Below are 22,627 nucleotides of genomic sequence, written 5' to 3'. Positions count from 1 at the left end.
TTATCATCCCCACGATCAGTCAATTGTGCCATATTTATGCTGCAATCGAATCATAATCACACCCGCAATAAAACTAATCAGTACAATTCCTGCAAAACACCACATTGTTTTTTGAATAACGCCAGGTAAAACCAACGCTGGTGTTACAAAAGCAAATAATGCACAGCAAATTCTCGAAAAACCATTGATAATCCCTTGAATTGAGGACCGCACCTCGATTGGAAATGATTCTTGAGTCCAAACTTTATACAATGCCTCGCCAGCCATTGGACTACCCAAGTTATAGAATGCGATTGCGGCAATAATTGCCCATAGATTTGCACCAGCAATAGTCATGCCAACCATCGCAACAAACATTATTAATGATCCAATTACAAATCCCGTATTTCTATACTTACTACCAGCAACTGAAGAAAACAAAATACTAACAACAAAAGCAACGATATTCAATACAACCCCAGCACCAGTTGCTAAACTCTGCGAAGCATCTGCTTTAACCATCATGAAAGTTTGAAACTGCCCCCACGTATTCGCCAACAGGTTCCAACCAACATAAAAAACTACAATAGCAATAAAGAAGCTTAAAAATTTTTTCTTGTCCTTACCACTGAATAATGTTTTTACAACTGATTCTGTTGTATTAGGACTCTCTTCTTCGGTTCGATAGTTTCTGTCTCCTTCCACATGCAACTGGTGAAACTTTTTTGATAACGTCCGCCATAACCATGCTACAATTGCAAACGCCGTAAGAATTCCAAAAACAATTCGTGCTCCCATGGCACCTGTCATTCTCGAGACAATGAATGAACAAATATATGAAATAAAAATCCCTGCTTGCCAAAAAATTTGCGTAGATGACACTAACTTAGCTGAAGTTTTTTTATCTGGGGAATCATGCGAAACGACGGTTAAGGAAATTGGTAAGTCAGCCCCAGAAGCAACTCCTGTAATAATAATCCCAATTAAAAACATGCTATAACTATTTGAAAATACACAAACTGCGGCTCCAATTGCATAAACTAAGTTAATCCAATTGAATAGCTTTACGAGGCCAATTTTGTCTGCAACTTTACCACAAAATAACGATCCAAAAGCAATTGCAAATGTTAATGCACCAGAAATAATCCCAACTTGACTGTTCGTCAATCCCAATCCACTTTGCCAAACTGAAATCGTAGCTGCTAAACCAACAATAATTCCAGATCCAAGCATGGATCCAATACCAGCAGCAGTAGCTAACGGTCGATAGTAACTAACACTCTTAGTTTCCATAATTTTCAACTCCTATTTATTCAGAAAATTTAATTATTATCAAGTTCATAATGTTTAATCGACATAAGAACGCACTCTGCAGATATCCAGCAGAGAACTAGCGATCCTACTAAAATCCAAATCAACAGCTGAGGAGAATATCCCATAATTACTGGTGTTATAAAAGAGAAAACGGCTGTAATAGCTCGCACTATCGCATATGTAATTCCAGTTACCGTCGCTCGTACATCAGTTGGATAAAGTGATTGACTCCATATCTTATATAATGGCTCTCCATGTAGCATGTTTGCCATACAATAGACGATATATGATATTGTGAAGATCATCCACGTTCCACCAAACGCTGCCGCAACGATGAAAGATACCACACATAACAATAATCCCACTCGCATCATGGCGTATCTATACTTTGTATCAGCTAATTTCATATAAACTCCATAAAGTATTATTGCTCCAAGAATATTTGCAACAAATGCAATCAACGTTGAAAATTCTTGCGATTGATGATCTATTGTGACTAAAAAGTAATTGACAAATGACCCCCATGTATTTGCTGGTAAATTCCAGAATAAGTAAAAGAAAGTTAGTCCCAAGATTGAAAACAGGTACTTCGGTTGCTTTAAAATTTCTTTCAGTGATGTTTCAGTTTTCTCTTCTTTTGATTGTTCCGCCGTTTGAACTATCATATTCTTCTCCATTTCACGGAATCTCGGCGAAAAAACTCTTATCCCCCAAGTAATCAACGCAACTAGGGCAAGCCAACCAAACATTATTCTAGAACTACCGTACCCCAAACTTGATGTCAGGAAACCTATCCCTTGAGATAAAACAATACCGGCTAACCAGAACAGTTCAGTCGAAGCAATTACTTTCCCATACCTTTCTGAACTTGTTCTCTCAGAAATAACAGCCAGTGAAGTAGGTAAGTCAGCTCCTGAAGCCATCCCTGCAATAAAAAGTCCTATCAATAAAAAAGTTACGTCGGTTGCCATAGATACGATAGCCGTTCCAAAAGCAACAAAGAGTATATCTAAATTAAATACTTTAATTCTCCCAAATCTATCAGATAAATATCCACCAACTAAAGAACCCATTGCAACGGATATTGTCACCATAGTGCTAATTAATCCAATCCACCACGCATTCAATCCAAAGTATATTTTCCATGGTGCTAAGACAATACCTGTACTCACCAATAAACTAGCATCTAAATACGAAGCAATACTGGCATTTATAGTCAAGAGCCATTCTGACTTGGTCTGAGATGCCATACATTTCTACCTCCTCGCAAACAACGTAAGCGCTTACGTTGTTAGTATGTACTGATTATTCAATAACAACAATGTTTCAAGTTATTGGTTTTATATGACTATAATTAAAAAGACTGTCCGTAAATGGACAGCCTTTTACCGGGTAGCTTTTTTTCGGTAACCCGAAGGAGTTTCGTGATACATTTTTTTAAAATTTCGATAGAAATTACTGATATCTATATAGCCTACACGAGTGACGATTTCTTCAATACTGAGATTTGATTTAGTTAGCAATTCCACAGCTGCGTTCATCTTTAATTCTCTTAATAAGTCTGAAAAAGACATTCCTGTTTCACTTTTTATGAATCGACTCAAATAACCTAAACTAAGATGAAAATGATCTGAAACCATTTGTAACGTGACTGTCGTTTGATTATTTTTAATAAACAATATAATATTTGAAACAGTCTGCTTTTTTTGATTTCCTATCAAAATAGAGACTCGATGAGCATAATAGCGTATTAGTCTTCCAAATAAAAGTAGAACGTAACTATTCATAATGATACGAGAACCATCTAAGGATCTTTGAGACTCTTCATAAAGTTTCAAAATAATTTCTTTTATTTCGTCATCATTTCCGGTATTAAACCGGATTATCTGTGAAAATCTTTTCTGATACAGCATTTGAAGGAAAAATTCCGATAAATCATTTTGCTCCATTAAGAGCGGAGAAAATGCTTCTTGGAAAGTGGAACGCCTCATGATTATGTTCAAAACAATATCATTATCATCACAACAGAAAAAGGCTTGTTCAATATCAGGAGCAACGATAATTAAATCTCCTTGATGTAAGGCAATTTTTTGACCCTTTAAAAATAAGCAGCAGCTACCCTTAAAAACATATGAGACTTTTACGAATTCTAAAGTATGCATCATTATTGGTAAAAAGCGGAGATGTTTAAAGACTACCAATTCAGTATTTAAATGTGGTGGATAAATTAACTGTTTATGGTTAACAAATTGTTTACCCTGACTTTGAATAGCATCATCAGAAAAAAACTGGCTTTCGAAAAATCTTGGCTGAATATCAGAGGGGGGCGTATTCGGAATTCTTACACTAGCATCTTCCCCAATCCGCTTCTTATATTCACCAACAAACTGTCTCCAACTCGACACTGGCGGGAAATCATCATAAGGGCAAGCCCAAAATAACTTTCTATACGAAAGTTCTACTTTTTCAAAACTGAATAATTTCTTTTCGATACATTTTCTGTTCATAAACGTATCCCCCTTATGAACAAAGTATAACCGTTGAATGTCAAAAAACAATTGGCATTATTTTTATCAAATGCCAATTGTTCATCATAAATTTTTAATTGCTACTGCTCTGACTCGGCATGCCACTCGGGGCACCGGCTGGGCGTTTTCCCTTAGGTGCGTTTTTCAGTTGCGTGGTTTGCGCGGACTTGGCCTGTTGCTGACCAAGCATGTAGCCAGTCCCCCCGCCACCGACGAACAGCAGGATGCCGGCGGTTAGGAGAGCGAGCCAACGCTTCGGCCCCTGGCGAACTGGTTTCATCCTCACACTCATCCTTTCTGTTAACTGATTGGTTGTTAACTTGTTTTTCAGTATACGTGGGATTTCTTAATTCTGGCTAAAGTGGCTGAGCGTAACTGAAAAGACCGCGCCAGCCGAAAGCCAGTGCGGTCTTTAGTCAATTTAAATTAGTCCAGCGTCCCCAAAAACTCCAGCAACACCTGGTTAAATTGCGCCGGCTGTTCCGCCATCACAATGTGCCCGGCGTTTGGGATGATTTTGGCCGTGCCGTGGTGTGCTAACTGGGCAGCGGTCGCCGCAAATTGGGGATTGAAGAAAGGCGACTGCTCGCCCGCCACGATTAACAGCGGCGCCCGCAAGTGCATCAGGACATCGCGCCAATCTTGGGCGGCATGGTCGACCATCAACGGGTAGTTGAGCGCCGCATCATAAGGGTGTAGCTGCTTTTCTGCATGGACTTGGGCATAGACGCCATCATCAATGCGCCCGGCAGTGGACTTGCCCATCGGTTCTCCCAACAGGTCCGGGAAGTTCTCCCAGGTCAGCTGCTTAAAGCCGTAGGGCCAGCCAGCATCCGCCACCATTTTCGGACTCTGATCCACGTCAATGACGGCTTTCACGCGCGCCTCACCGCACAAGGACAGGTAAGCAAACATCGTCGCCGCCCCCAGGGAATTCCCCAGTAAAATGACCTGTTTCAAATCAAGTGCCGCCAACAATTCTGCGACATCCATCGCGTGCCGCGAAATGCGTCGCCCCTGAACGGTCTGGTCAGACGCCCCTTGATTGCGGGCATCAATGTTAACGACGCGGTACCCTTTTGCCAGTAGCACAGGCACTTGGGCCGACCAGATTTTGCGACTTCCGCCAATGCCCGTCAGAATCACGATGGGAGTTCCACTCCCCTGATCATCATAGACGATATTTACGCCATCATTGGTTTTAAAATTCATAGTTGCCGCCCCTCTCGCTAAGTTAATCTAAGCTTACGACGGCTGGGGCCAAGGCGTCAATAGCTGGTTGCTGTCAGTGTGGCGTAACTAGCTGTGCATTGGCAAATCAGGTAAAACGGTTTAAAGTTCGTGTTTTACAGGTTCGACGATTTTTAGCTACTTGTCTGAATTATATTATTTATGTATTTTATTCGTTTTTTAATAAGCGACACCAACTAATTGTCATACGGCCAATTCGTTGGTTTAACAACAATTTCAATCACAACCATTTTCACCTCACACCTAACAACCCCCTTAGTCATCTCAGCCAAAATAATCTCTCATGCCACTTGCATTTTCCTAATCAGTTCGGTAAGATATGAACTATTGAAGAATGAGTTTTAATTAATGTTCGGCAAGAAGAGGAGAGATATTCATGCGTAATGTGTATTTTAACCACGACGGTAGTGTCGATGACTTAGTTTCCTTACTATTACTGCTCCAAATGCCCGATGTCCAATTGACTGGTGTCGGGGTGGTCGGGGCGGATTCCTATTTGGAACCAGCCCTGGCTGCTAGTCGCAAAATCATCGACCGCTTTGGTCACGGCGCTCAACTCGATGTTGCCGCCTCTGATTCGCGCGGCGTGCATCCCTTCCCCAAAGAATGGCGGTTGGATGCCTTTAGCTTAGACGCCTTGCCGATTCTCAACGAGGCCGGCACCATCACGACACCCGTTGCTGACAAACCAGCGCACCTGGACCTCATCGACAAGGTGAACCAGACGGCCGGGACAACGACTTTGGTCATGACTGGCCCCTTGACCGATTTGGCCCGCGCATTGACCATCGACCCCAGCATCGCTACTAAGATCGACAAGCTTTACTGGATGGGCGGCACCTTTGACGGTCGCGGCAACGTTGCCGAACCCGAACAGGATGGGACGACCGAATGGAACGCCTTTTGGGACCCGGAAGCCGTCAAAACTGTTTGGGACAGCGACTTGGATATCCAAATGGTTGGCCTGGAAAGCACACGGCAGGTCCCACTGACCCCTGCCGTTCGTCAACACTGGGCAACACAACGCCAACATCCCGCCATTGATTTCATCGGTCAGGGGTACGCGTTAGTTCCCGCACTCCAACATTTTGAAACCAACTCGACGTACTTTCTCTGGGACGTGCTGACCACGGTCGCCAGTGAAACGCCCGCCATCGTCACGACCAAGCAGGTCACTAGCGACGTCTTGACCACGGGTCCCGGTCGCGGCCGGACCTTTGAAACGCCGACTGGCCGGCCCATCACATTGGTCACCACGGTCGATCACGATGGGTTCTTCCGCCGCATCGACGAACTAGCGATTTTAGCCGACAAATAAGCTATACTTAGAAGGAACCTTCGTGGGCGCCCTCTTTTTTGGCGCTCACGATAACCAATCCATTTTGAGGAGGAACCCCCATGCTGCCCATCACCATTGGTATCGTTATCGGTATCATTCTATCCCTACAAACCGCCGTCAATTCACGACTTCGCGGCTTTATCGGCTCGCCTTATCAAGCCTCATTTGTCTCATTCACCATCGGTACGATTTTCTTGGCCGTAGTCATGCTGGCGCAACGCGAGTCCTTTGGCATCACCCACAGCATCTTGACGCAACAGCCGTGGTGGATCTGGCTCGGTGGCCTCCTCGGGGTGATTTTTCTGACGACCAACATTCTGCTATTCCCCCATATTGGCGGGGTGCAGACGGCCATCATGCCGATCCTGGGGCAGGTGACGATGGGCGCCATCATTGATAATTTTGGCTGGTTCCACGCGACCCCTCAACCTCTAACGGCCGTTCGGATTTTCGGCCTACTCCTGGCACTGACCGGTATCATCATCACCGTGGCACTACCAGACCTACTTAATCATCAATCAACAGCCGTGACAAACGCGGGCAATCCCTGGCCCTGGCGACTGCTGGGCATCGTGACCGGCGCATTAGGAGCCACGCAAACCACTATCAACGGCCGCTTGGGCCGCGTCCTCGATTCGCCGCTACATGCCGCGTTCATTTCCTTTTTGATTGGGACCATTTGCCTGTTTTTCATCGTCCTCGTCGTCCAGCGCAGTTTCCGAGAAATCAAGCGCGCAGTTGGCCGCGGTAAGCCCTGGTGGATTTGGCTTGGCGGGGCCATGGGTGGCCTCTTCGTGCTGGGTAACGCCTACCTGGCCCCCATCATTGGTACCGGCCAGACCGTTGTCTTCGCTCTGCTGGGACAGATTACCGGTGGCTTATTGGTCGATCAATTCGGTCTGCTGGGAGCGAAACGTAAGCCGGTGGTCGCCGTCCAATTACTTGGGTTGCTGGTCCTGATTGGCGGGGTCGTCTTGATTCGGCTATTTTAACTTTCATTTTTCACTTAAAAACGGGTCCGTGCACTGGCGAATTGGCCAATGCGGCGGACCCGTTTTGACGCTCAGCGGTCAGGGCAATCCGGCCATAAGGCTTCAACAGCCGCCAATGATTGGGAATCTCCCGCGGCCTTTTCGCGGGCAATTTCGGCGCGGAATTGTTCGGGGCTCAATTCGACATCGAACGGCAAATCCTGATCACTCACCGATTGTTGTAAAAACAAGTGAATCGCGGTGGTGACACTCATCCCGTATTTTTGGTACACCTGCGTCACTTCTTGCATCAGTTGTGGGTCTAAATCGAGTTCTAAATGCCCTGATTGTGGGCCATTATCTACCTTGGTCATCATTCATCCTCCTCATCATTCATCCTAGACTATCTGCTACAACCCCAACTTAACATGCACTTATAGGGTCAGACAACCATTATCGTTTTAGGGGTGCGCGCCATTAATTCGCTCAACGTTTCGCCCTGAAAATGGCTTGGGCGTTAACGTTGTCTCTGGTGTTCGCCTTACCGCGGCGCGTCAGATGCGTCGGTTCGCTGTGGGCGGACGCACCGAGCCTGAGAAGCGGTCTCGGCACTCGCTTTGAGCCGAAGAACACGTCTCAAAGACGCCATTCTCCTAACCGACTCCGCCGCTAAGGAGAATCCCACGGCTGAACGCATCTGACGCGCCGCTCTCGGCTACGGTAATGTCTGGCTAGCCAATTTGCTTACTCATTTAGTCATACATAGACAGTTGCAGGAACCACTTTAGATGAAAAAAATCGTCCATAGCAGGCATCCCCCTGGCAGCCGCAGACATTGACTTGCGCGTGCCGCTGTAGGCGGACAATCTCCACCATCCAGCCCCAGGCGAACCAAAAAAAGCGGTGCCCCACCACAACGACCCAACTGGTCATTGCGGTGAGACACCGCCCAAAACATTTCATTATTCAGCGTCATACAACTTAGCCACTTGTGCTTGTACCTGTTCGTGGCCCAAGAACTCGTCGTAAGTGGTATCGGCGCGATCGACAATCCCCTTAGGACTGACTTCGATGATCCGGTTGGCAATCGTTTGGATGAACTCGTGGTCATGGGATGTGAACAGAATACTGCCACTGAACCCAACCAGACTGTCGTTCAACGCGGTGATGGATTCCAAGTCCAAATGGTTCGTTGGATCGTCAAGTAACAGCACGTTGGCCTTGCTCAACATCATTTTGGACAGCATGGCCCGGACCTTTTCGCCCCCGGACATCACGTCAACTTCACGGTTCACGTCGTCGCCGGAGAAGAGCATCTTCCCTAAGAAGCCTCGCAAGAACGTGTTGTCACTTTCTTCTTTGGAGGCAAATTGCCGCAACCAGTCGATCACGGTCATTTGGTTCTCGGCAAAATAATCGTTGACGTTCTTCGGCAGGTAGGTCGTGCTGGTCGTTTGCCCCCAGACCACGTTACCACTATCGGGTGCCAGTTCGCCAGCAACGATTTGCATCAAGGTGGTGGTCGTCAAGTCGTTACGGCTGATGAACGCCACCTTTTCGCCGGGACGCAACGTCAAGCTGACGTCGTCTAAAATCGTTACGCCATCAATGGCCTTCGTGACGTGTTCGAGCCGGACCAGGTCATTACCCAGTTCCCGTTCCGGATTGAACTTGATGAATGGGTACTTCCGGGAAGACGGCTTGATGTCGTCCAACGTGATCTTTTCCAACTGCTTCTTCCGGGAAGTGGCTTGCTTGGACTTCGACGCGTTGGCACTGAATCGCGCCACGAACTCCTGCAGCTGCTTGATTTGGTCGGCCTTCTTCGCATTGGCGTTGGCCTTCAATTGGGCCGCCAATTCACTGGATTCCATCCAGAAGTCGTAGTTCCCAACGAACAGCGTGATTTTCCCAAAGTCCACGTCACACATGTGCGTGCAGACCTGGTTCAAGAAATGCCGGTCATGGGAAACCACGATGACGGTGTTTTCGTAATCCGCCAGAAAGTTTTCCAGCCAACTGATGGATTGCACGTCCAACCCGTTGGTCGGTTCGTCCAACAGTAAAACGTCGGGATGACCGAACAAGGCTTGGCCCAAGAGGACCTTCACCTTTTGCGGTTCTGTCAGCTCACTCATTGGCACTTGGTGAAGTGACTCGTCGATGCCTAGCGCCTGCAACATTTGTGACGCTTCTGCTTCGGCTTCCCAGCCGCCCATTTCACCAAATTCGCCTTCCAGTTCAGCGGCCCGAATCCCATCTGCGTCGCTGAAGTCTGGCTTCATGTAAATGGCGTTCTTTTCAGTCATGATATCGTAAAGCTTCTTGTGGCCCCGGATGACCGTGTCCATCACCAAATTGTCTTCAAAGGCAAAGTGGTCCTGGTTCAAACTTGACATCCGCTCGTTGGGCCCCAAAGAAACGGTCCCACTGGTCGGCTTGAGTTTGCCCTCAATGATTTTTAAGAACGTGGACTTCCCAGCGCCGTTAGCGCCAATGACCCCGTAGCAGTTTCCTGGGGTGAACTTGAGATTAACTTCGTCGTAGAGCTTCCGGTCGGAGAACTGCATACTGACATTATTGACGGTTAACATGAACGATACCTCCTGTGATTTTCGCGTAAAAAACCAACGTGTCAGGGTAACGGCGACGTTGGTTTCAACTTATATTCGTTATGACATGTTAGGGTAGTTTACCATAAAACACCTGGACAAGCAACGGTTACGCTACGACCAAGACTGTTCGGCAGCATATTTCTCCCGATAAGTCTTGGGGGTCATCTGGTAATGGCGCTTGAAGGTGACAAAAAAATTCTTCTCAGTCCGAAAGCCCGTCTTCATCGCGATGCCTTGAATCGACTCCTTGGACGTCATCAGTAGCTGTGTCGCCCGTTCCAAGCGAATCTGCCCCAGGTAAGCCTTGGGTGAAATGCCCATGTATTCCTTGAAATACCGGGAAAAATAAACGCTGGAATAGTTCAGTCGTTCGGCCATTTCAGAAATGGACACGGCCTGCCCGTAATTTTCTTGAATCTCCGTGACGGCCTGCCGCAGCGGCTGCGGCAACGGCAATTGGTCGCTGTTGACCCGGCCATTGACAGTCAAATGTTTCAGTAATTCGCCGACCAACTGGTATTCGGCGCCCAGACTCGCCAGGTAATCCGCCCGCTCTTCCGGTTCGGTCAAGGCGTTAGTCGCCAAGGTGTGGACCGAGCGCGCCAATTCGCGATACGGGTCTGTCCGCAAATCCAGATCCAACGGTCCCCAAAACGGCAACTGCTTCGCCGCCACGACCTGGAATAACCAGGCCTGTGGCAACAGAAGCGTAATGATTTGATTGGTTTCATCCAAAAAAGTTTCATAGCTATGCACGACTTCAGAGTTCACCACGTAAAGGTGTTCTTCTTGCATCTCATAAGTCGATGCGCCAATGTGGACGGTCCCTGGTCGCCCTTTATAGGCATAGGCCAATTCGATAGCTTGGTGCCAATGTGGCAAGACCATCTTCGGTCCACAGGTTCCATGAGAAATCACGCGCAATGGTAATTTCATGGTAAAATTCAAACGTTCATGATACGGCCGCGGCATATTGAATACCCCCATTCTGCCCGCTTCAACATAGATAGACCAATTCTGACTCACTCTTCAATCATTAGCATACCACGTCCGCCGCAAATAAGGTTAAATTTAGTAATCCAATCATCAGATTATGGGATTATCGATTCAGGTTGTCCCCGATATAATGTACTTGTAACATCGGTTAGGCAATAAAAGTCGTTGGTCCTGATTTGCGTCATCCCAACGTCTCGGGTGGGTCGCTTAGGGGAGTGCCTCACCGTTGCCCGACCACGAATGATTTGGGCCGTAACCAAATCATTCCCTATTGAAAACCAGACCGCAAAGTTCCGGCGTTGTGGGGGCAACGCACGGACCCTTGACACTTCCAACGTGTTAGCTGAACAGCGTATCCTTCGGGGGGAGTGCTGCGCCAGTTCAGCTGCAGGATAGGTAAATGGCCATCGGAGTCTTTGGGGGAAACAAAAGAACCACGTCTGGGGGGACGCGGTTCTTTTTTCTGTTCTCGATTTGTGGGAGTCGGCCGCCTTACCGTTCGCCAATAGCCCATGCCAATACACCCAAGCGTAAAGTCTGAAAAAGGCCATGACCGTCTCAAGCAATCATGACCTTACCTTAAGTTAAATTACGAACGACTGGCATCAAATGCCGACCGCGGCTACGACAATCGTTGCTGGCACCCCTTATCGTAGCCGAGAGTTCGCTAGAGATGAGTTCAGCCGTGGGAGTTTTCTTAGCAGCTTGCTGGTTAGAAAACTGGCGTCTTTGAGACACGCCCTTCGGCTCAAAGCGAGGCGGTGAGACCGTACTTTGGCTCACCCCGTCCGCCCACCGCGTTCCAACTCATCTCTAGCGAACGGTAGGCGGCCAGCCCCGACCATGTCAGCAAACGATTTAGTCCGTCGACTGATTGGACCGTAAGCTTTCTGGACGTTTGAGCATGAAGGCCATCAGGTAAGAAACAATCAGAAACCCGGACACAACCAAGTATGGTGAGTGAGTGTTCCAGTCCAGCAACATCCCCGACATGATTGGCCCCACGATGTTACCGACACTAGTCAGCGACATGTTCAGCCCGTTGATCAACCCTTGGTCGGACTCACTGGCCTTGGTCAGCAACGTGGTAATCGCTGGCCGCAGTAAGTCGAACGCCGAGAAGATGACCAGCGTGGCCACCATGACTTCAATCTTGGTGTGGGCTTGCGTGATCCAAATCGTGCAGGCCGCAGCTAGGAAGAAACACAAGCGGATGACGCGGCGTTCACCAAATTTGCTAACTAAGGTATCAAACATAGCGACCTGTAAGAACAGTGAAATCAGCCCGTTCAGCGTCAAGACAACCGCGATGTTGCTTAAACTAAAGTTAAAGACTTCGTTGACGTAGATACTGTAGATACTCTCAAATCCTTGCAGACCAAAGGAAGAGACCAGAATCATGGTAAATAAAATGATGATGGGTACCGTCCAAAAGGCCCGCGTCATGGGATGCGCAGACGGTTGGGCATCGGCGGCTGGCGTTTCGACCACGCGATTGGTTTCCACGTCGTTAGGCAATAGACTAATCAAGACGATGGCACTGACTAACCCCAGCGTGGCTGCTACCCAAAATGGTGTCTTGTAACTGATACCGGCCAGAATACCACCGATACCTGGGCCCAAGATGAGCCCCCCACTGAAGGCCGCGGACAGCCAGCCGATGACCTTCGCCCGTTGCCGTTTGGTCGTGATATCTGAAGCCAAAGCCATGGCAGTTGGCACGACCATGGCGGCAGACAAGCCCCCAATCAACCGGGAGATGTCGAAGACCCACAGATAGTTGGTCAACGCAAATAAGGCTTCGGACACCATGAACAAGAGTAATCCGGCGGTCAATACCGGTTTCCGCCCAATCTTATCGGACAGCCGCCCGATCAGGGGCGAGGCCACGAACTGGGCAAACGCAAACAGCGCGTTCATCACACCCATATCGGTTGCGGATAAATGCAGTTGCGTCTTTAAGAATGGCATGACCGGGATGATCAAACTAATTCCTAAACACACTAAGAATTCACTAAAGATTAAAATAAAAATGGCCCGTTTCGTTTTTGTCGTCACGATGGCTCACCCCTTCTCTGAGATTTTTTCAACAATATTATAATAGTACCAATATTTTATATTAGTTGTCTAATCTTACGCTCAGATGTTGAGCCCCGCAACCATTATTTTTATATTTCTGTCGGGCGCCCCTTGGGAAAACGATGCCACTTGCCCGGACATCAGCTTTACCAAGGCGAAAAAATTTTTTCGTCCGCCCAGTTGACCTGTCGACCTAGACCGTTTCGTTCGCCTGCAATTCCCGCGCCCACCGCTGATAGTCGGCCGCAAAGAAGCTGTCGTGTGCATAAACCAAGTCCAAATCATGGTGCAAATGACCCGCCGGTAGCGGCAGCACTTTTAACTGACCGTTCGCCAGTTCCGTGGCCACCACGGAGCGGTAGAGAAAACTGATGCCTGCCCCCTGCAACAACAATTGCCGAATAGCGGCGGGATTATTGACGGTGACGATTTGCCGGAACTCACGCAAGGTGACGTTGGCGGCCTGCGCCAGGCTGACTAAAATCTCGCGACTCCCCGACCCGGCTTCCCGCACCAACAGCGGCGTATCGGTCAGGTCTGCCCAACTCACTTGTGCTTTTTGTGCCAGCGGATTATCGGCAGCGACCACGCCCACGAAGGGTTCCTCCCGCACGATTTGGTAGTCATACTGAGTCTTGTCAAAGTTGCCTTCAATCAGTGCAAAGTCACTGGTCCCCTCATCAATGGCCGCCAGTGCCGCTTGCGTATTGGTCACCTGGCAGGTCAACGTGCGGTAGTCCCCCTGCGTTTGCAAGGTCCGAATCAACTGGGGCGCCAAAAATTCACTCAGCGATAAGGTCGTGCTAAAGGTCAACTGACGCTGCGCCTGCGGGTGTTGTAGGCCCATGACCACCCGGTTGGCCTGGACTTGGACGCGCTGCACGAAGGCCGCCAATTCCTGCCCGGCCGGCGTAATGGTCAAATGGGGTCGTTGATAGTGGACCAATTCAATTTGCAAGTCGGCTTCTAGACTCTTGATCTGTTGCGTGACGGCCGGTTGGGTGATAAATAATTGCCGAGCCGTTTGGGTATACGACTTGGTCTGCGTCAGGACCAACAGCGTTTGATAGCGATTATCCAGCATAGTGGGCACTCCTTATAAGCTGATTTTATAGTGTTATTAAATATCCCAATTTTAACTTATAATCGTTTTCCAGTAAACTAGAGCTTGCTTGAGAAAGATTGAGGAGGAGATTCACAATGGATATTCGAACCACGATGGCGACCCGTAGCTTCTGGGGGGCCGCTGGCCTGACACTGGTCTGCGCGGTGGCTGGTAGTGAACTGGCCCAACTGCCTTATTTGAACTTAGTAGGGGCCTTGGTCATCGCCTTATTATTAGGAATGGCCTTACAATTGGCCCCCCGCGCGGTCAACGCCAACCGCGCCGGCATCGGCTTCATCAGCAATAAATTCTTACGATTAGGCATTATTTTATTAGGCTTCAAGCTTAACTTGATTCAACTGGCCCAAGCCGGGGTCAAGACGATTACGCTGGCCGCCGTGGTGGTCACGGGGATGGTCCTGTTGACCTACAACCTCAGCCGCAAGCTGGGCGTCGACCGCGAACTGGCCATCTTGACCGCTACTGGGACCAGCATCTGTGGGGCCGCCGCCGTCATGGGCGTGTCACCGCAAATCAAGGTCAGTGCTGACAAGGCCGAACGGCAACGGGAAAACGAAGTCCTGGCCGTCGCCATCGTCGCCATTCTCGGGACGGTCTTCACCCTGATTGAAATCGGCCTGAAACCCCTGTTACATTTGACGGCCGTCCAATTTGGCGTCATGACTGGGGGCTCACTGCACGAAATCGCCCATGCCGTGGCTGCCGGGAGCGCCGGCGGTCCAGTCAGTCTAGACACCGCCATCATCACCAAGTTGTCCCGGGTCCTGTTGCTGGCACCGGCCGCCTTGATTATTGGCTGGTGGTACCAAAAGCAAACGGCTAGCACGACCACGACGACTGGTCCTGCTAAGTTGCCGATTCCTTGGTTCATGGCTGGGTTCTTACTGACCAGCATCATCGGTACCTGGTTGCCCCTAGGTGACGCTACGTTAGCCGGGCTGGTCAAGTTGGCCTACATCTTCTTGGGGATGGCCATGGCTGCCCTGGGGATGAGTGTGAACTTCCGCGTTATCTTCCAACGCGGCGGCAACGCCTTTCTGGCCGCTACGCTGTCCTCCGTCGTATTACTGACGGGTGTGACGTTGGCTAGCAAGTTCTTCTTCTAAAATTTAAATGCACCAAAATAGGCTGCCGACTGGGTCAATCCTGGGTCGGTAGCCTATTTTATTGGCCTGTACTAACGGTTGAGAGATAAAAATCAGCTAAAACCATTGTCACCACGCGATTGATTTCTCACGTTAAAATTAGTCATTTACAACATCCTAGTGTGAGCCTATCATTGGAACGCTATGGGCACCGAGTCTGAGAGGCAGTCTCGGCCTAACACCTACAGCTGCAACAAATGTTGGAACGTCCCGCTATCATACATGATGTACAGCCCAATCAAGATGTACACCGCCACTGTGATGTAGCGCCCCTCGCGCTCTAAAATGTCGGCCACCTTGGGCAGGCAGGCCAGGCGATAGCCAATTTCCCAGAAAATGACCACCATCACGGCAAACGTTAGGAGAATCAGTGGAATCGTGTTGGGCGCTACCGTGGTAAAGATGGGCACGTAAATCCCCACGTTATCGGCCCCACAGGTTGCCATGGTAATCAGTGCCACCTGCCCGATCAGGCGCTTAGGATTAGCAACCTTGGCCGCAATGGCGTCCGTATCATCGTCATCCCCCTGGACCCACAATTTGATCCCCAAATAAATCGGAATCAGCCCCAAAAAGCCCAACAGCCACGGTGCCGGCACGAAGCCCAAGAAAAAGGCAATCAGTAACGAGCTCCCGACCAGCACAATGGTCCCCAGAAAGTCACCAATCAAGACCAACCAGCGATCCTGGTGCTTTACGCGGGCGAAGATTACCATTAAAATAATTAAGTAGTCTAATCCAGTGGAAATGTACGCTGTAACCCCGGTTAGAATCGTTTTTATCATGATGTCATCCCCTCATACATGTTATCTATAACATATGTTATCATGTTCATATGAAAGGAGCAAGCTTTTTCATGTCGGATACCCCCGAAGCAGTCACCTTAATCCAAGAACCTGCGTTAGTCGCGTCGCAGGATATTTTTAAATTATTGAGCAATACGACGCGACTCCAAATTTTATATTTACTGGAACAGCGCGAACTCAACGTAAGTGAACTGAGCACCCTGCTTGATGTCGAACAGTCCGTGGTCTCCCACCAACTGGCCCTGCTCAAGAAAGAGCAGCTGGTAACCTCCCGGCGCGCGGGCAAGCAAAATTTCTATCAACTGGACGATCCCCACATCTTGGACATCGTCAACGAGACCTTGGCCCACGTGGATCACGTCTTACGCGGGAAGAAGCACGGCGAATAATCTTCAGCAATAAAAAACGGCACCACACCCGATTTATTCAGGACTGTGATGCCATTTTTTCTTTGATTATCTAGTAACCCAAGTCGTACATTGTTTTGGCTTTCGCTATTACAATTAGGTAATTTCTATGGTTGACGTCGCTCACCCTTAAAGTAATGGTTCGCATACTTCTTGGCTAAATGTTTACTGTGATAGCCATGGGCGTAGGTCCAAAAGCCGGCACCGCCAGCCATTGTCAGTACCGCTCGCTTATGGCCACCCAGTTTGTGGGTCTTTTTCCAATAGGAACTGCCATCGCCAGCAGTTTGATACCAGCCCATGACGTTGACCCACCGCTCATTGTTAGACAGCTTAAAAATGCTGGCAACTACCCAGTTGGGATGCTTCATTTTGACATTATTTTTGATAACGTAATTAACTTTCCGGGAGTGCAACTGATTTTTGAAGTCAGTCCCCACCATCTTCTTGACAGTAATTTTGTAACGATACATCTTGTGATACTGATAGCTGTACCACGTTCCTCGAATCCGCTTAGGGTAAACTTTCAACGTCCGTTTAGCTTTGGCATGTGCTACAGACTGATTGGCATTCGTAGCTACCCCGACGCCTACCAAAAGAGACAAAACCATAAGTACGATCCCACCATGGCGCTTCAACCGCATAAGAATCTCCTCCATAAAAATTGTTTTATGTACCAACTATGTTATACATCAAACATTACCTCATCGCAATATCGGTGCAACCCAAAAAAGGCTCATCAGTATCGGCAAAACCGTACTGACGAGCCTTCTGTTCGTTATTTAGCTGTTCAGCATGTAGTCAAACGTGAATCGCCCGCCGATGAACCGTCAAGCCACGTGACCTACATCTTCATCCCCATCTTTTCGTAGGAGCTCATCCCAGGGAGCTTCAAGTCCTTCACGTCAATGCCCCGCTCTTCAGCGACGGCGTTCATCAACGTGTCCATGTCCATCAACTTGTACGTTTGTGGGTGGTCTGGGTCGTAGGCCTCAATCTGCGCCATCATCCCACCATCTTCATGTTCAATGATGTGGCAATGGTACATGTAGACCCCGGTGTGCTCGAACCAAACCTTGATGCGGACCGTTTCGCCAGGGTTGACGCCGACCGTATCCTTCAAACCGTGTTCGTTGGCGTAAGGTTCGTGGCCGTTCCGCGACAGCACTAAGAATTGCGTCCCGTGCATGTGGAATGGGTGGACCATGCCGCCGTCCATGTCATTGGTGTTGGTAATGTCCCAGAGTTCAACGTTACCAACCTTTTGGCGGGCGTCGATCCGTTGCATTTCAAATTTCTTCCCGTCGATCATCACTTGTTCATCCATCCCGGACATGACGACCTTGCGCACCGGCGTGTTCGGTGTCACATCAGGATTCGGGATGTCAACCAGGTGGTCAGGCAACGTTACGTCGTCCGCCTCAAAATCGTGGACCCGGAAACGGACCAGCGGCACATCGTCGCTGTACAGGGTGACCGTGTGGCCTGGCGTGACCTTGCCAAAGTCCACGATGACCTCGGCCCGTTCCGCACAGGTCAACATCAAGTGGGTAAATTCGACCGGTTCCGGCATCACACCGCCGTCGGAAGCCACTTGGGTAAATGGCAGGTCATCACTAAAGTGTAGCCGCCATTCACGCCGATTGGCACCGTCCAAGATCCGTAGCCGGACCCGTTGCGTGGTGACGTCAAAGTACGGATTGATGGTCCCGTTGATCATTGGCGTGGGTCCTTGGACCCCGTCCGGATCGTAATCGGCTTCGTAATCCCACTGGTTATCTTCGTGGAAACGCCGGTCTTGCAAGACCAACGGAATGTCGTCGACCCCATAATTGCGTGGAAATGGCAATTTGGCTTCGACATCATCGGTGACCAGCGCTAAGCCAGCCAGGCCGTGCCAAACTTGTTCCGCCGTTGATGGGCACGGATGCGCGTGCAACCACAACGTTGCGGCCGGTTGGTCGACCTTGAAATCAATGTGCCGCGTCTTCCCGGGATAAACGGGGGCGTGGCAACCACCGTCCGTGTAAGGCCCGGGAACGTTTAACCCGTGCCAGTGGAACGTGGTCAGTTCGGGTAAACTATTTTTCAAATCAATATGCATGGTCTTACCGCGCTTGAAAACGACCGTCTGGCCTAACAATGAGCCATTGTAGCCCCAAGTCTTGGTCTTCTTGCCTGGTAACAGTTGTGTCTCGCCGGCTTGGGCTTCAACCGTGTAGTAGGTGTCCGTCGCCGTTTCCTTGTCCGGCTTCAGTAGTGGTGGAATCCGCAAGGGCTGTTGTGGCGTCTTGGGTTCCTCCAGTGGTACATAGCCCCCATCGTGAGTGTTATATGCCGCTTCATCAAAGAAATAATCAGTGTGAATTGATTTTGTCATTTTTCAGGCTCCTCTTCGATCGATTAAAGCAAATGTCTCCGCCTCCATGATACCGCATTCACGAGGGGAGAAAAAGGGTTAGTCTAGACCATCTGCCTACCGTTGCGTGAACTCTCAGCTACGGTAGGCTTTTTTGACAGCAGTCACTTCACCCATTTCTGCCCGCGACATCGGCGGCTTGCCTGCATCATCTGGCGGAATTTTTACGAAAAACTAGAAAAAATTTTCGCCGCACCTTTCCTGTCATATCAAGGTTAATCGGACATCCCCACCACAACACGCCAAATTAAGGGGTTACAAATCGCCCGCGAATTTCGTTAGTAAGAGTAGGGACAACCCTTCTACCGGTCGGTCCGGGCACGCAGGGCGTAGAGGATGGTGACGGTGTCGACGACTTCTTGGAACACCGCGCCGATGATGGCCGGAATCACGCCGAAGCTGGCGATCAGCATCAACACCGTACAGATGACGATACCGATCATCACGGCTTGACGAGCGACCCGCATGGTATCGTGCGCGATGCTTCTGGCGGCGCTGACGCGGGTCAGGTCGTCTTTCAAGACCACCGCATCCGCCGATTCACTGGCCGCCGTGGCCCCGTGCGCCCCCATGGCAATGCCGACATCGGCCGTAGCTAGCGATGGCGCGTCATTGATGCCATCCCCGACCATGGCGACTGGCCGTTGCGTGGTCGGCAGTTGGGCCAGCACCTGAATCTTGTCGGCCGGCAAACACTCGGCATGAATTTGGTCGATACCGACCTCCCCGGCAATCTGTTGGGCAATCGGCTGCCGGTCACCGGAAATCATCAACAGGTTGTCCACACCCAAGCGGTGCAGCGCCGTCATGGTGGCTGCGGCTTCGGGACGAACTTGGTCACTGAAGCTGACGTAGCCTTGGTAAATGCCCGCGGCGGAAACGTAGACCGCCGTTTGGTCCGGCTTGGTCACCGCTTGATCCGTCACGAACTCGGCCTTCCCCGCCCGGATGACCTGGCCTTTGATAGTAGCTTGGACCCCTTGCGCCGTGGTCTCTTTGACGTCGGTCGCCGGCAGTAATGGTGCCGTCGTCGCTGCGACCAACGATTGCGCCAACACGTGGCCCGAGTGCTGTTCCGCACTGGCCGCCAGCTGTAGGAGCGTCTCCGGCGTGACTGCGGTGGTCGGCACGACCTGGTCGACCACTAATTTACCCTGGGTGATGGTCCCGGTTTTGTCAAAGGCAAACGTCTTGACCTGCGCGAGCTTTTCCAGCGTGGTCCCGGTCTTGACGATAATCCCGTTCCGACTGGCCCGGCTCATCCCCGAAATCAGCGCGATGGGCGCCGCTAAAATCAATGGGCACGGTGAGGCCACGACCAGAACTTCCGCAAACCGCACGGGGTCGCCCGATACGTACCAAGCGATGCCGGCAATCACGTAGGCCAACAGCGTGAACGGAACGGCATACCGGTCGGCCATTCGTACGAACTTGGCCGGTTGCTCCTCGGCTTGTTTGACCAGCCGCACGATGTTTTGGTACTGACTGTTGTCGGCCGTCTGATCAGCCATCAGGTAAACGGACGCCTCGCCGTTCACACTCCCGGACATCACGGTATCACCGGCTTGCTTATCGATTGGCCGCGCTTCCCCCGTCAGTGAGGATTCGTTGACCGTGGTCGGCCCCGTCGCCAACGTCCCATCGACGGGCATGACTTCACCGGGCTTGACCAATAGCCGGTCGCCCACTTCGACCGTATGAATGGCGACGTCGGCAATCGTGTCTCCGGTCACCTTGTGCGCCGACTGTGGTGAATTATTGAGCAGTTCCTGTAACTCACTGTTGGCACGGCGGGCGGCAAAGTCTTCCAACGCATCTCCCCCGGTCAGCATGAGTAAGACAATCAAGGCGGCCCAATATTCACTGACCGCTAACGTGGCAATCACCGCGGTAATCGCTAACAAATCGACCCCAAATTTACCAGACCGCAACGTCTTGACCATATCGATGAACATCAACAACGCCAACAAAATCCCCAGTCCGGTAATCAGTAGCTGCGCAATTCCCGCTCGGTGCGCACCAAACTGGAGCACCAACGCCATGGCCCCTAAAACAATGACGAACCAGAATCGTTTATACTCACGCAGTTGTTGCATAAAATCCCCTCCCCGGGTAAGTTTTTCTTCTAAGTCGAGTATAGCAGAGCTTGTGATTTTTGCCACATTTTGCGGCTTAGTCGTACCTGTGGCGGGATGAAAAAAGGAACCGCGCCCAGCTACAGCTCCGTTCCTTAGACCTAATCATATAATGTCTGAAGGTTGAAAGATGAAAATCAGCTAGAAGCATTGTCACCACGCGACTCATGGCGTAAGAATTATTCGTTTACAGCTTCGTAGTTTGAGCTGGCCGCCTACCATCCGCCAACTATGGGTTGGAACGCGGTGGGCGGACCGGACCGAGCCTGAGGGACGGTCTCGGCCTCGCTTTGAGCCGATGGCCCACGTCTCAAAGACGCCAGTTTGCTAAGCGGTGAGAATCATACCGCTAAGTAAACTCCCACGGCTGAACCCATATTTGGCGGACTCCCGGCTACAAGTGTGCGGACTAGTAATGGTTGACTTAGCCCCAGTTAGCGGTTGATTTAACAACTAGTCTTTAACTAACACCATCTTACTGATAAGCGCCAACTTGCCGGAGGCAGCCAGGGTGGAGCCAGCTGTGTCGACGGTGTTGGCTGAGGTATTTTCTCAGCCTACAGCGTGGGACGACTTTGGAGACTTGCGGTTTTGGCAAGGCTCCAAAGCAAACCGAAAGACCGCTCCTCAGGCTGGAGGTGTTCCCCAGAGCAGGCGGAACCCTGGCTGACGCAGGCTCGGGTTTCACTAGTTCTGGTGGACAAAACGCTGTCGCTTCGGGAGCCAAGACATTAATTCAACTTTCAACCTTCAGATAATGTTCTTTAACAACTGTACCCTCAAGCTTGCAAACCCATTTGGCTAAAACGATTGGCCATCAGTAAGTAAAAGCTCACCATCTTCAACTCATACACGCTTAAAGACTGAATCATGTGATCCCGTATCTAACAAAAGAATCGTAATTTCATTAATTCCCGCCTTATCACCTTTGAGCTTGTGCCACTTGTACTTACGGATTAAGGTATCTTGGTCGCCATGCGCAATATGAAAAAACGGCTTGCGCGATTCGCAACATCTCATAGTGCTTTTTTCGGAGTTTCTTTAAGCTACGGTCAAACTCTTTAGTCGTTCGAACATTTTTAATCATTAAATCATTCACCTAGATTTTTAACATGTTCAATAAACTCATCGAGCGTATATTTAGTCGTATCCCCATTTTTAACGTCCTCTAAAGCCCGCTGAAGTCCACTTTCTAATGGCTCATTAGTCGGCTTAAACGGTAAGCCGTTTTCTTTAATCATTTGTGAGATAAATAAATTCACAGCAGCAGTCAAATCAATGCCTAAATTATTAGCGACTTTTTCAGCTGCATACTTTCGATTGAGATCCATACGAATAGTAATATGCGTTTTTCAGAATTTTTCATTATGATATTTCATCTCCATTTTGCACCTTTTGGTGACTATTTTTATCACCTTTAGTCACACAAAGAAAGCAATTAACCCGGCAATAGCATTTAGGTCACTTGCTCTCACTAATGCTTAATCACACTCACTCGACTAAGCACCAAAAAAGTC

19 protein-coding genes are annotated in these 22,627 nt (G+C 49.6%); 4 read left to right on the top strand and 15 right to left on the bottom strand.

The window, feature by feature from the left end; genetic code table 11:
* Positions 1-15: 15 nt before the first annotated feature.
* The 5 genes from EKM83_RS08615 to EKM83_RS08595 form a co-directional block, all read right to left on the bottom strand.
* Entirely contained in the window at positions 16-1,272 is a 1,257-nt protein-coding gene (locus EKM83_RS08615) for an MFS transporter (RefSeq protein WP_125576474.1), read from the bottom strand.
* A gap of 29 nt (positions 1,273-1,301) precedes the next feature.
* Positions 1,302-2,543, bottom strand: coding sequence for an MFS transporter (locus EKM83_RS08610; RefSeq protein WP_125576473.1), 1,242 nt, complete (start codon positions 2,541-2,543; stop codon positions 1,302-1,304).
* A 135-nt stretch (positions 2,544-2,678) separates the two neighbouring features.
* The gene (locus EKM83_RS08605; protein WP_125576471.1) at positions 2,679-3,800 is read right to left on the bottom strand and encodes a helix-turn-helix domain-containing protein; all 1,122 of its coding nucleotides are present in this window, start codon (positions 3,798-3,800) and stop codon (positions 2,679-2,681) included.
* A 94-nt stretch (positions 3,801-3,894) separates the two neighbouring features.
* A complete protein-coding gene (locus tag EKM83_RS08600; protein ID WP_125576469.1) occupies positions 3,895-4,101 on the bottom strand; it encodes a hypothetical protein in 207 nt (68 codons plus the stop codon).
* Positions 4,102-4,247: 146 nt separating this feature from the next.
* Positions 4,248-5,033, bottom strand: coding sequence for an alpha/beta fold hydrolase (locus EKM83_RS08595; RefSeq protein ID WP_125576467.1), 786 nt, complete (start codon positions 5,031-5,033; stop codon positions 4,248-4,250).
* Between the two features lie 415 nt (positions 5,034-5,448).
* On the opposite strand from EKM83_RS08595, the gene EKM83_RS08590 reads away from it, so the two are divergent.
* Together EKM83_RS08590 and EKM83_RS08585 are read left to right on the top strand one after the other, a co-directional pair.
* The gene (locus EKM83_RS08590) at positions 5,449-6,390 is read left to right on the top strand and encodes a nucleoside hydrolase (protein WP_125576465.1); all 942 of its coding nucleotides are present in this window, start codon (positions 5,449-5,451) and stop codon (positions 6,388-6,390) included.
* 80 nt (positions 6,391-6,470) lie between these two features.
* Positions 6,471-7,403, top strand: coding sequence for a DMT family transporter (locus EKM83_RS08585; protein ID WP_125576463.1), 933 nt, complete (start codon positions 6,471-6,473; stop codon positions 7,401-7,403).
* 71 nt (positions 7,404-7,474) lie between these two features.
* Here the strand turns inward: EKM83_RS08585 and EKM83_RS08580 are convergent, their stop codons facing one another.
* The 5 genes from EKM83_RS08580 to EKM83_RS08560 all read right to left on the bottom strand — a co-directional run bounded on the left by EKM83_RS08580 (position 7,475) and on the right by EKM83_RS08560 (position 14,156).
* Positions 7,475-7,756 (bottom strand): type II toxin-antitoxin system RelB/DinJ family antitoxin, encoded by a 282-nt coding sequence (locus EKM83_RS08580; RefSeq protein WP_164505632.1) that lies wholly within the window; start codon positions 7,754-7,756, stop codon positions 7,475-7,477.
* A gap of 588 nt (positions 7,757-8,344) precedes the next feature.
* Entirely contained in the window at positions 8,345-9,976 is a 1,632-nt protein-coding gene (locus EKM83_RS08575; RefSeq protein WP_125576459.1) for an ABC-F family ATP-binding cassette domain-containing protein, read from the bottom strand.
* Positions 9,977-10,108: 132 nt separating this feature from the next.
* Entirely contained in the window at positions 10,109-10,969 is an 861-nt protein-coding gene (locus tag EKM83_RS08570; protein WP_125576457.1) for an AraC family transcriptional regulator, read from the bottom strand.
* Positions 10,970-11,851: 882 nt separating this feature from the next.
* On the bottom strand, positions 11,852-13,051 hold the full coding sequence (locus EKM83_RS08565; RefSeq protein ID WP_125576455.1) for an MFS transporter: 1,200 nt from the start codon (positions 13,049-13,051) through the stop codon (positions 11,852-11,854).
* Between the two features lie 214 nt (positions 13,052-13,265).
* The gene (locus EKM83_RS08560) at positions 13,266-14,156 is read right to left on the bottom strand and encodes a LysR family transcriptional regulator (RefSeq protein ID WP_125576453.1); all 891 of its coding nucleotides are present in this window, start codon (positions 14,154-14,156) and stop codon (positions 13,266-13,268) included.
* A 116-nt stretch (positions 14,157-14,272) separates the two neighbouring features.
* On the opposite strand from EKM83_RS08560, the gene EKM83_RS08555 reads away from it, so the two are divergent.
* Positions 14,273-15,304: a YeiH family protein gene (locus EKM83_RS08555; protein WP_125576451.1), complete on the top strand. Its 1,032-nt coding sequence runs from the start codon at positions 14,273-14,275 to the stop codon at positions 15,302-15,304.
* A 221-nt stretch (positions 15,305-15,525) separates the two neighbouring features.
* Here EKM83_RS08555 and EKM83_RS08550 read toward each other — a convergent pair whose 3' ends face one another.
* On the bottom strand, positions 15,526-16,128 hold the full coding sequence (locus EKM83_RS08550; protein WP_125576449.1) for a cadmium resistance transporter: 603 nt from the start codon (positions 16,126-16,128) through the stop codon (positions 15,526-15,528).
* A 71-nt stretch (positions 16,129-16,199) separates the two neighbouring features.
* Between EKM83_RS08550 and EKM83_RS08545 the strand changes: the two genes are divergently transcribed.
* Entirely contained in the window at positions 16,200-16,538 is a 339-nt protein-coding gene (locus tag EKM83_RS08545) for an ArsR/SmtB family transcription factor (RefSeq protein ID WP_125576447.1), read from the top strand.
* A gap of 125 nt (positions 16,539-16,663) precedes the next feature.
* On the opposite strand, the gene EKM83_RS08540 is transcribed toward EKM83_RS08545, so the two are convergent.
* The 4 genes from EKM83_RS08540 to EKM83_RS08525 all read right to left on the bottom strand — a co-directional run bounded on the left by EKM83_RS08540 (position 16,664) and on the right by EKM83_RS08525 (position 22,447).
* Complete coding sequence (locus EKM83_RS08540) at positions 16,664-17,200, bottom strand: hypothetical protein (protein ID WP_125576445.1); 537 nt, start codon at positions 17,198-17,200, stop codon at positions 16,664-16,666.
* Between the two features lie 200 nt (positions 17,201-17,400).
* The gene (locus EKM83_RS08535; RefSeq protein WP_125576443.1) at positions 17,401-18,936 is read right to left on the bottom strand and encodes a multicopper oxidase family protein; all 1,536 of its coding nucleotides are present in this window, start codon (positions 18,934-18,936) and stop codon (positions 17,401-17,403) included.
* A 341-nt stretch (positions 18,937-19,277) separates the two neighbouring features.
* Positions 19,278-21,071, bottom strand: a complete 1,794-nt coding sequence (locus tag EKM83_RS08530) for a heavy metal translocating P-type ATPase (protein ID WP_125576440.1) — start codon at positions 21,069-21,071, stop codon at positions 19,278-19,280.
* A gap of 1,130 nt (positions 21,072-22,201) precedes the next feature.
* Positions 22,202-22,447 (bottom strand): type II toxin-antitoxin system RelB/DinJ family antitoxin, encoded by a 246-nt coding sequence (locus EKM83_RS08525; protein ID WP_263853782.1) that lies wholly within the window; start codon positions 22,445-22,447, stop codon positions 22,202-22,204.
* Positions 22,448-22,627 lie beyond the last annotated feature (180 nt).

Source organism: Levilactobacillus angrenensis, assembly GCF_003946085.1.
Classification (GTDB): Bacteria; Bacillota; Bacilli; order Lactobacillales; family Lactobacillaceae; genus Levilactobacillus; species Levilactobacillus angrenensis.
The sequence above is the reverse complement of the archived record's forward strand: the minus strand, read 5'-3'. Positions and strand labels throughout refer to the sequence as shown.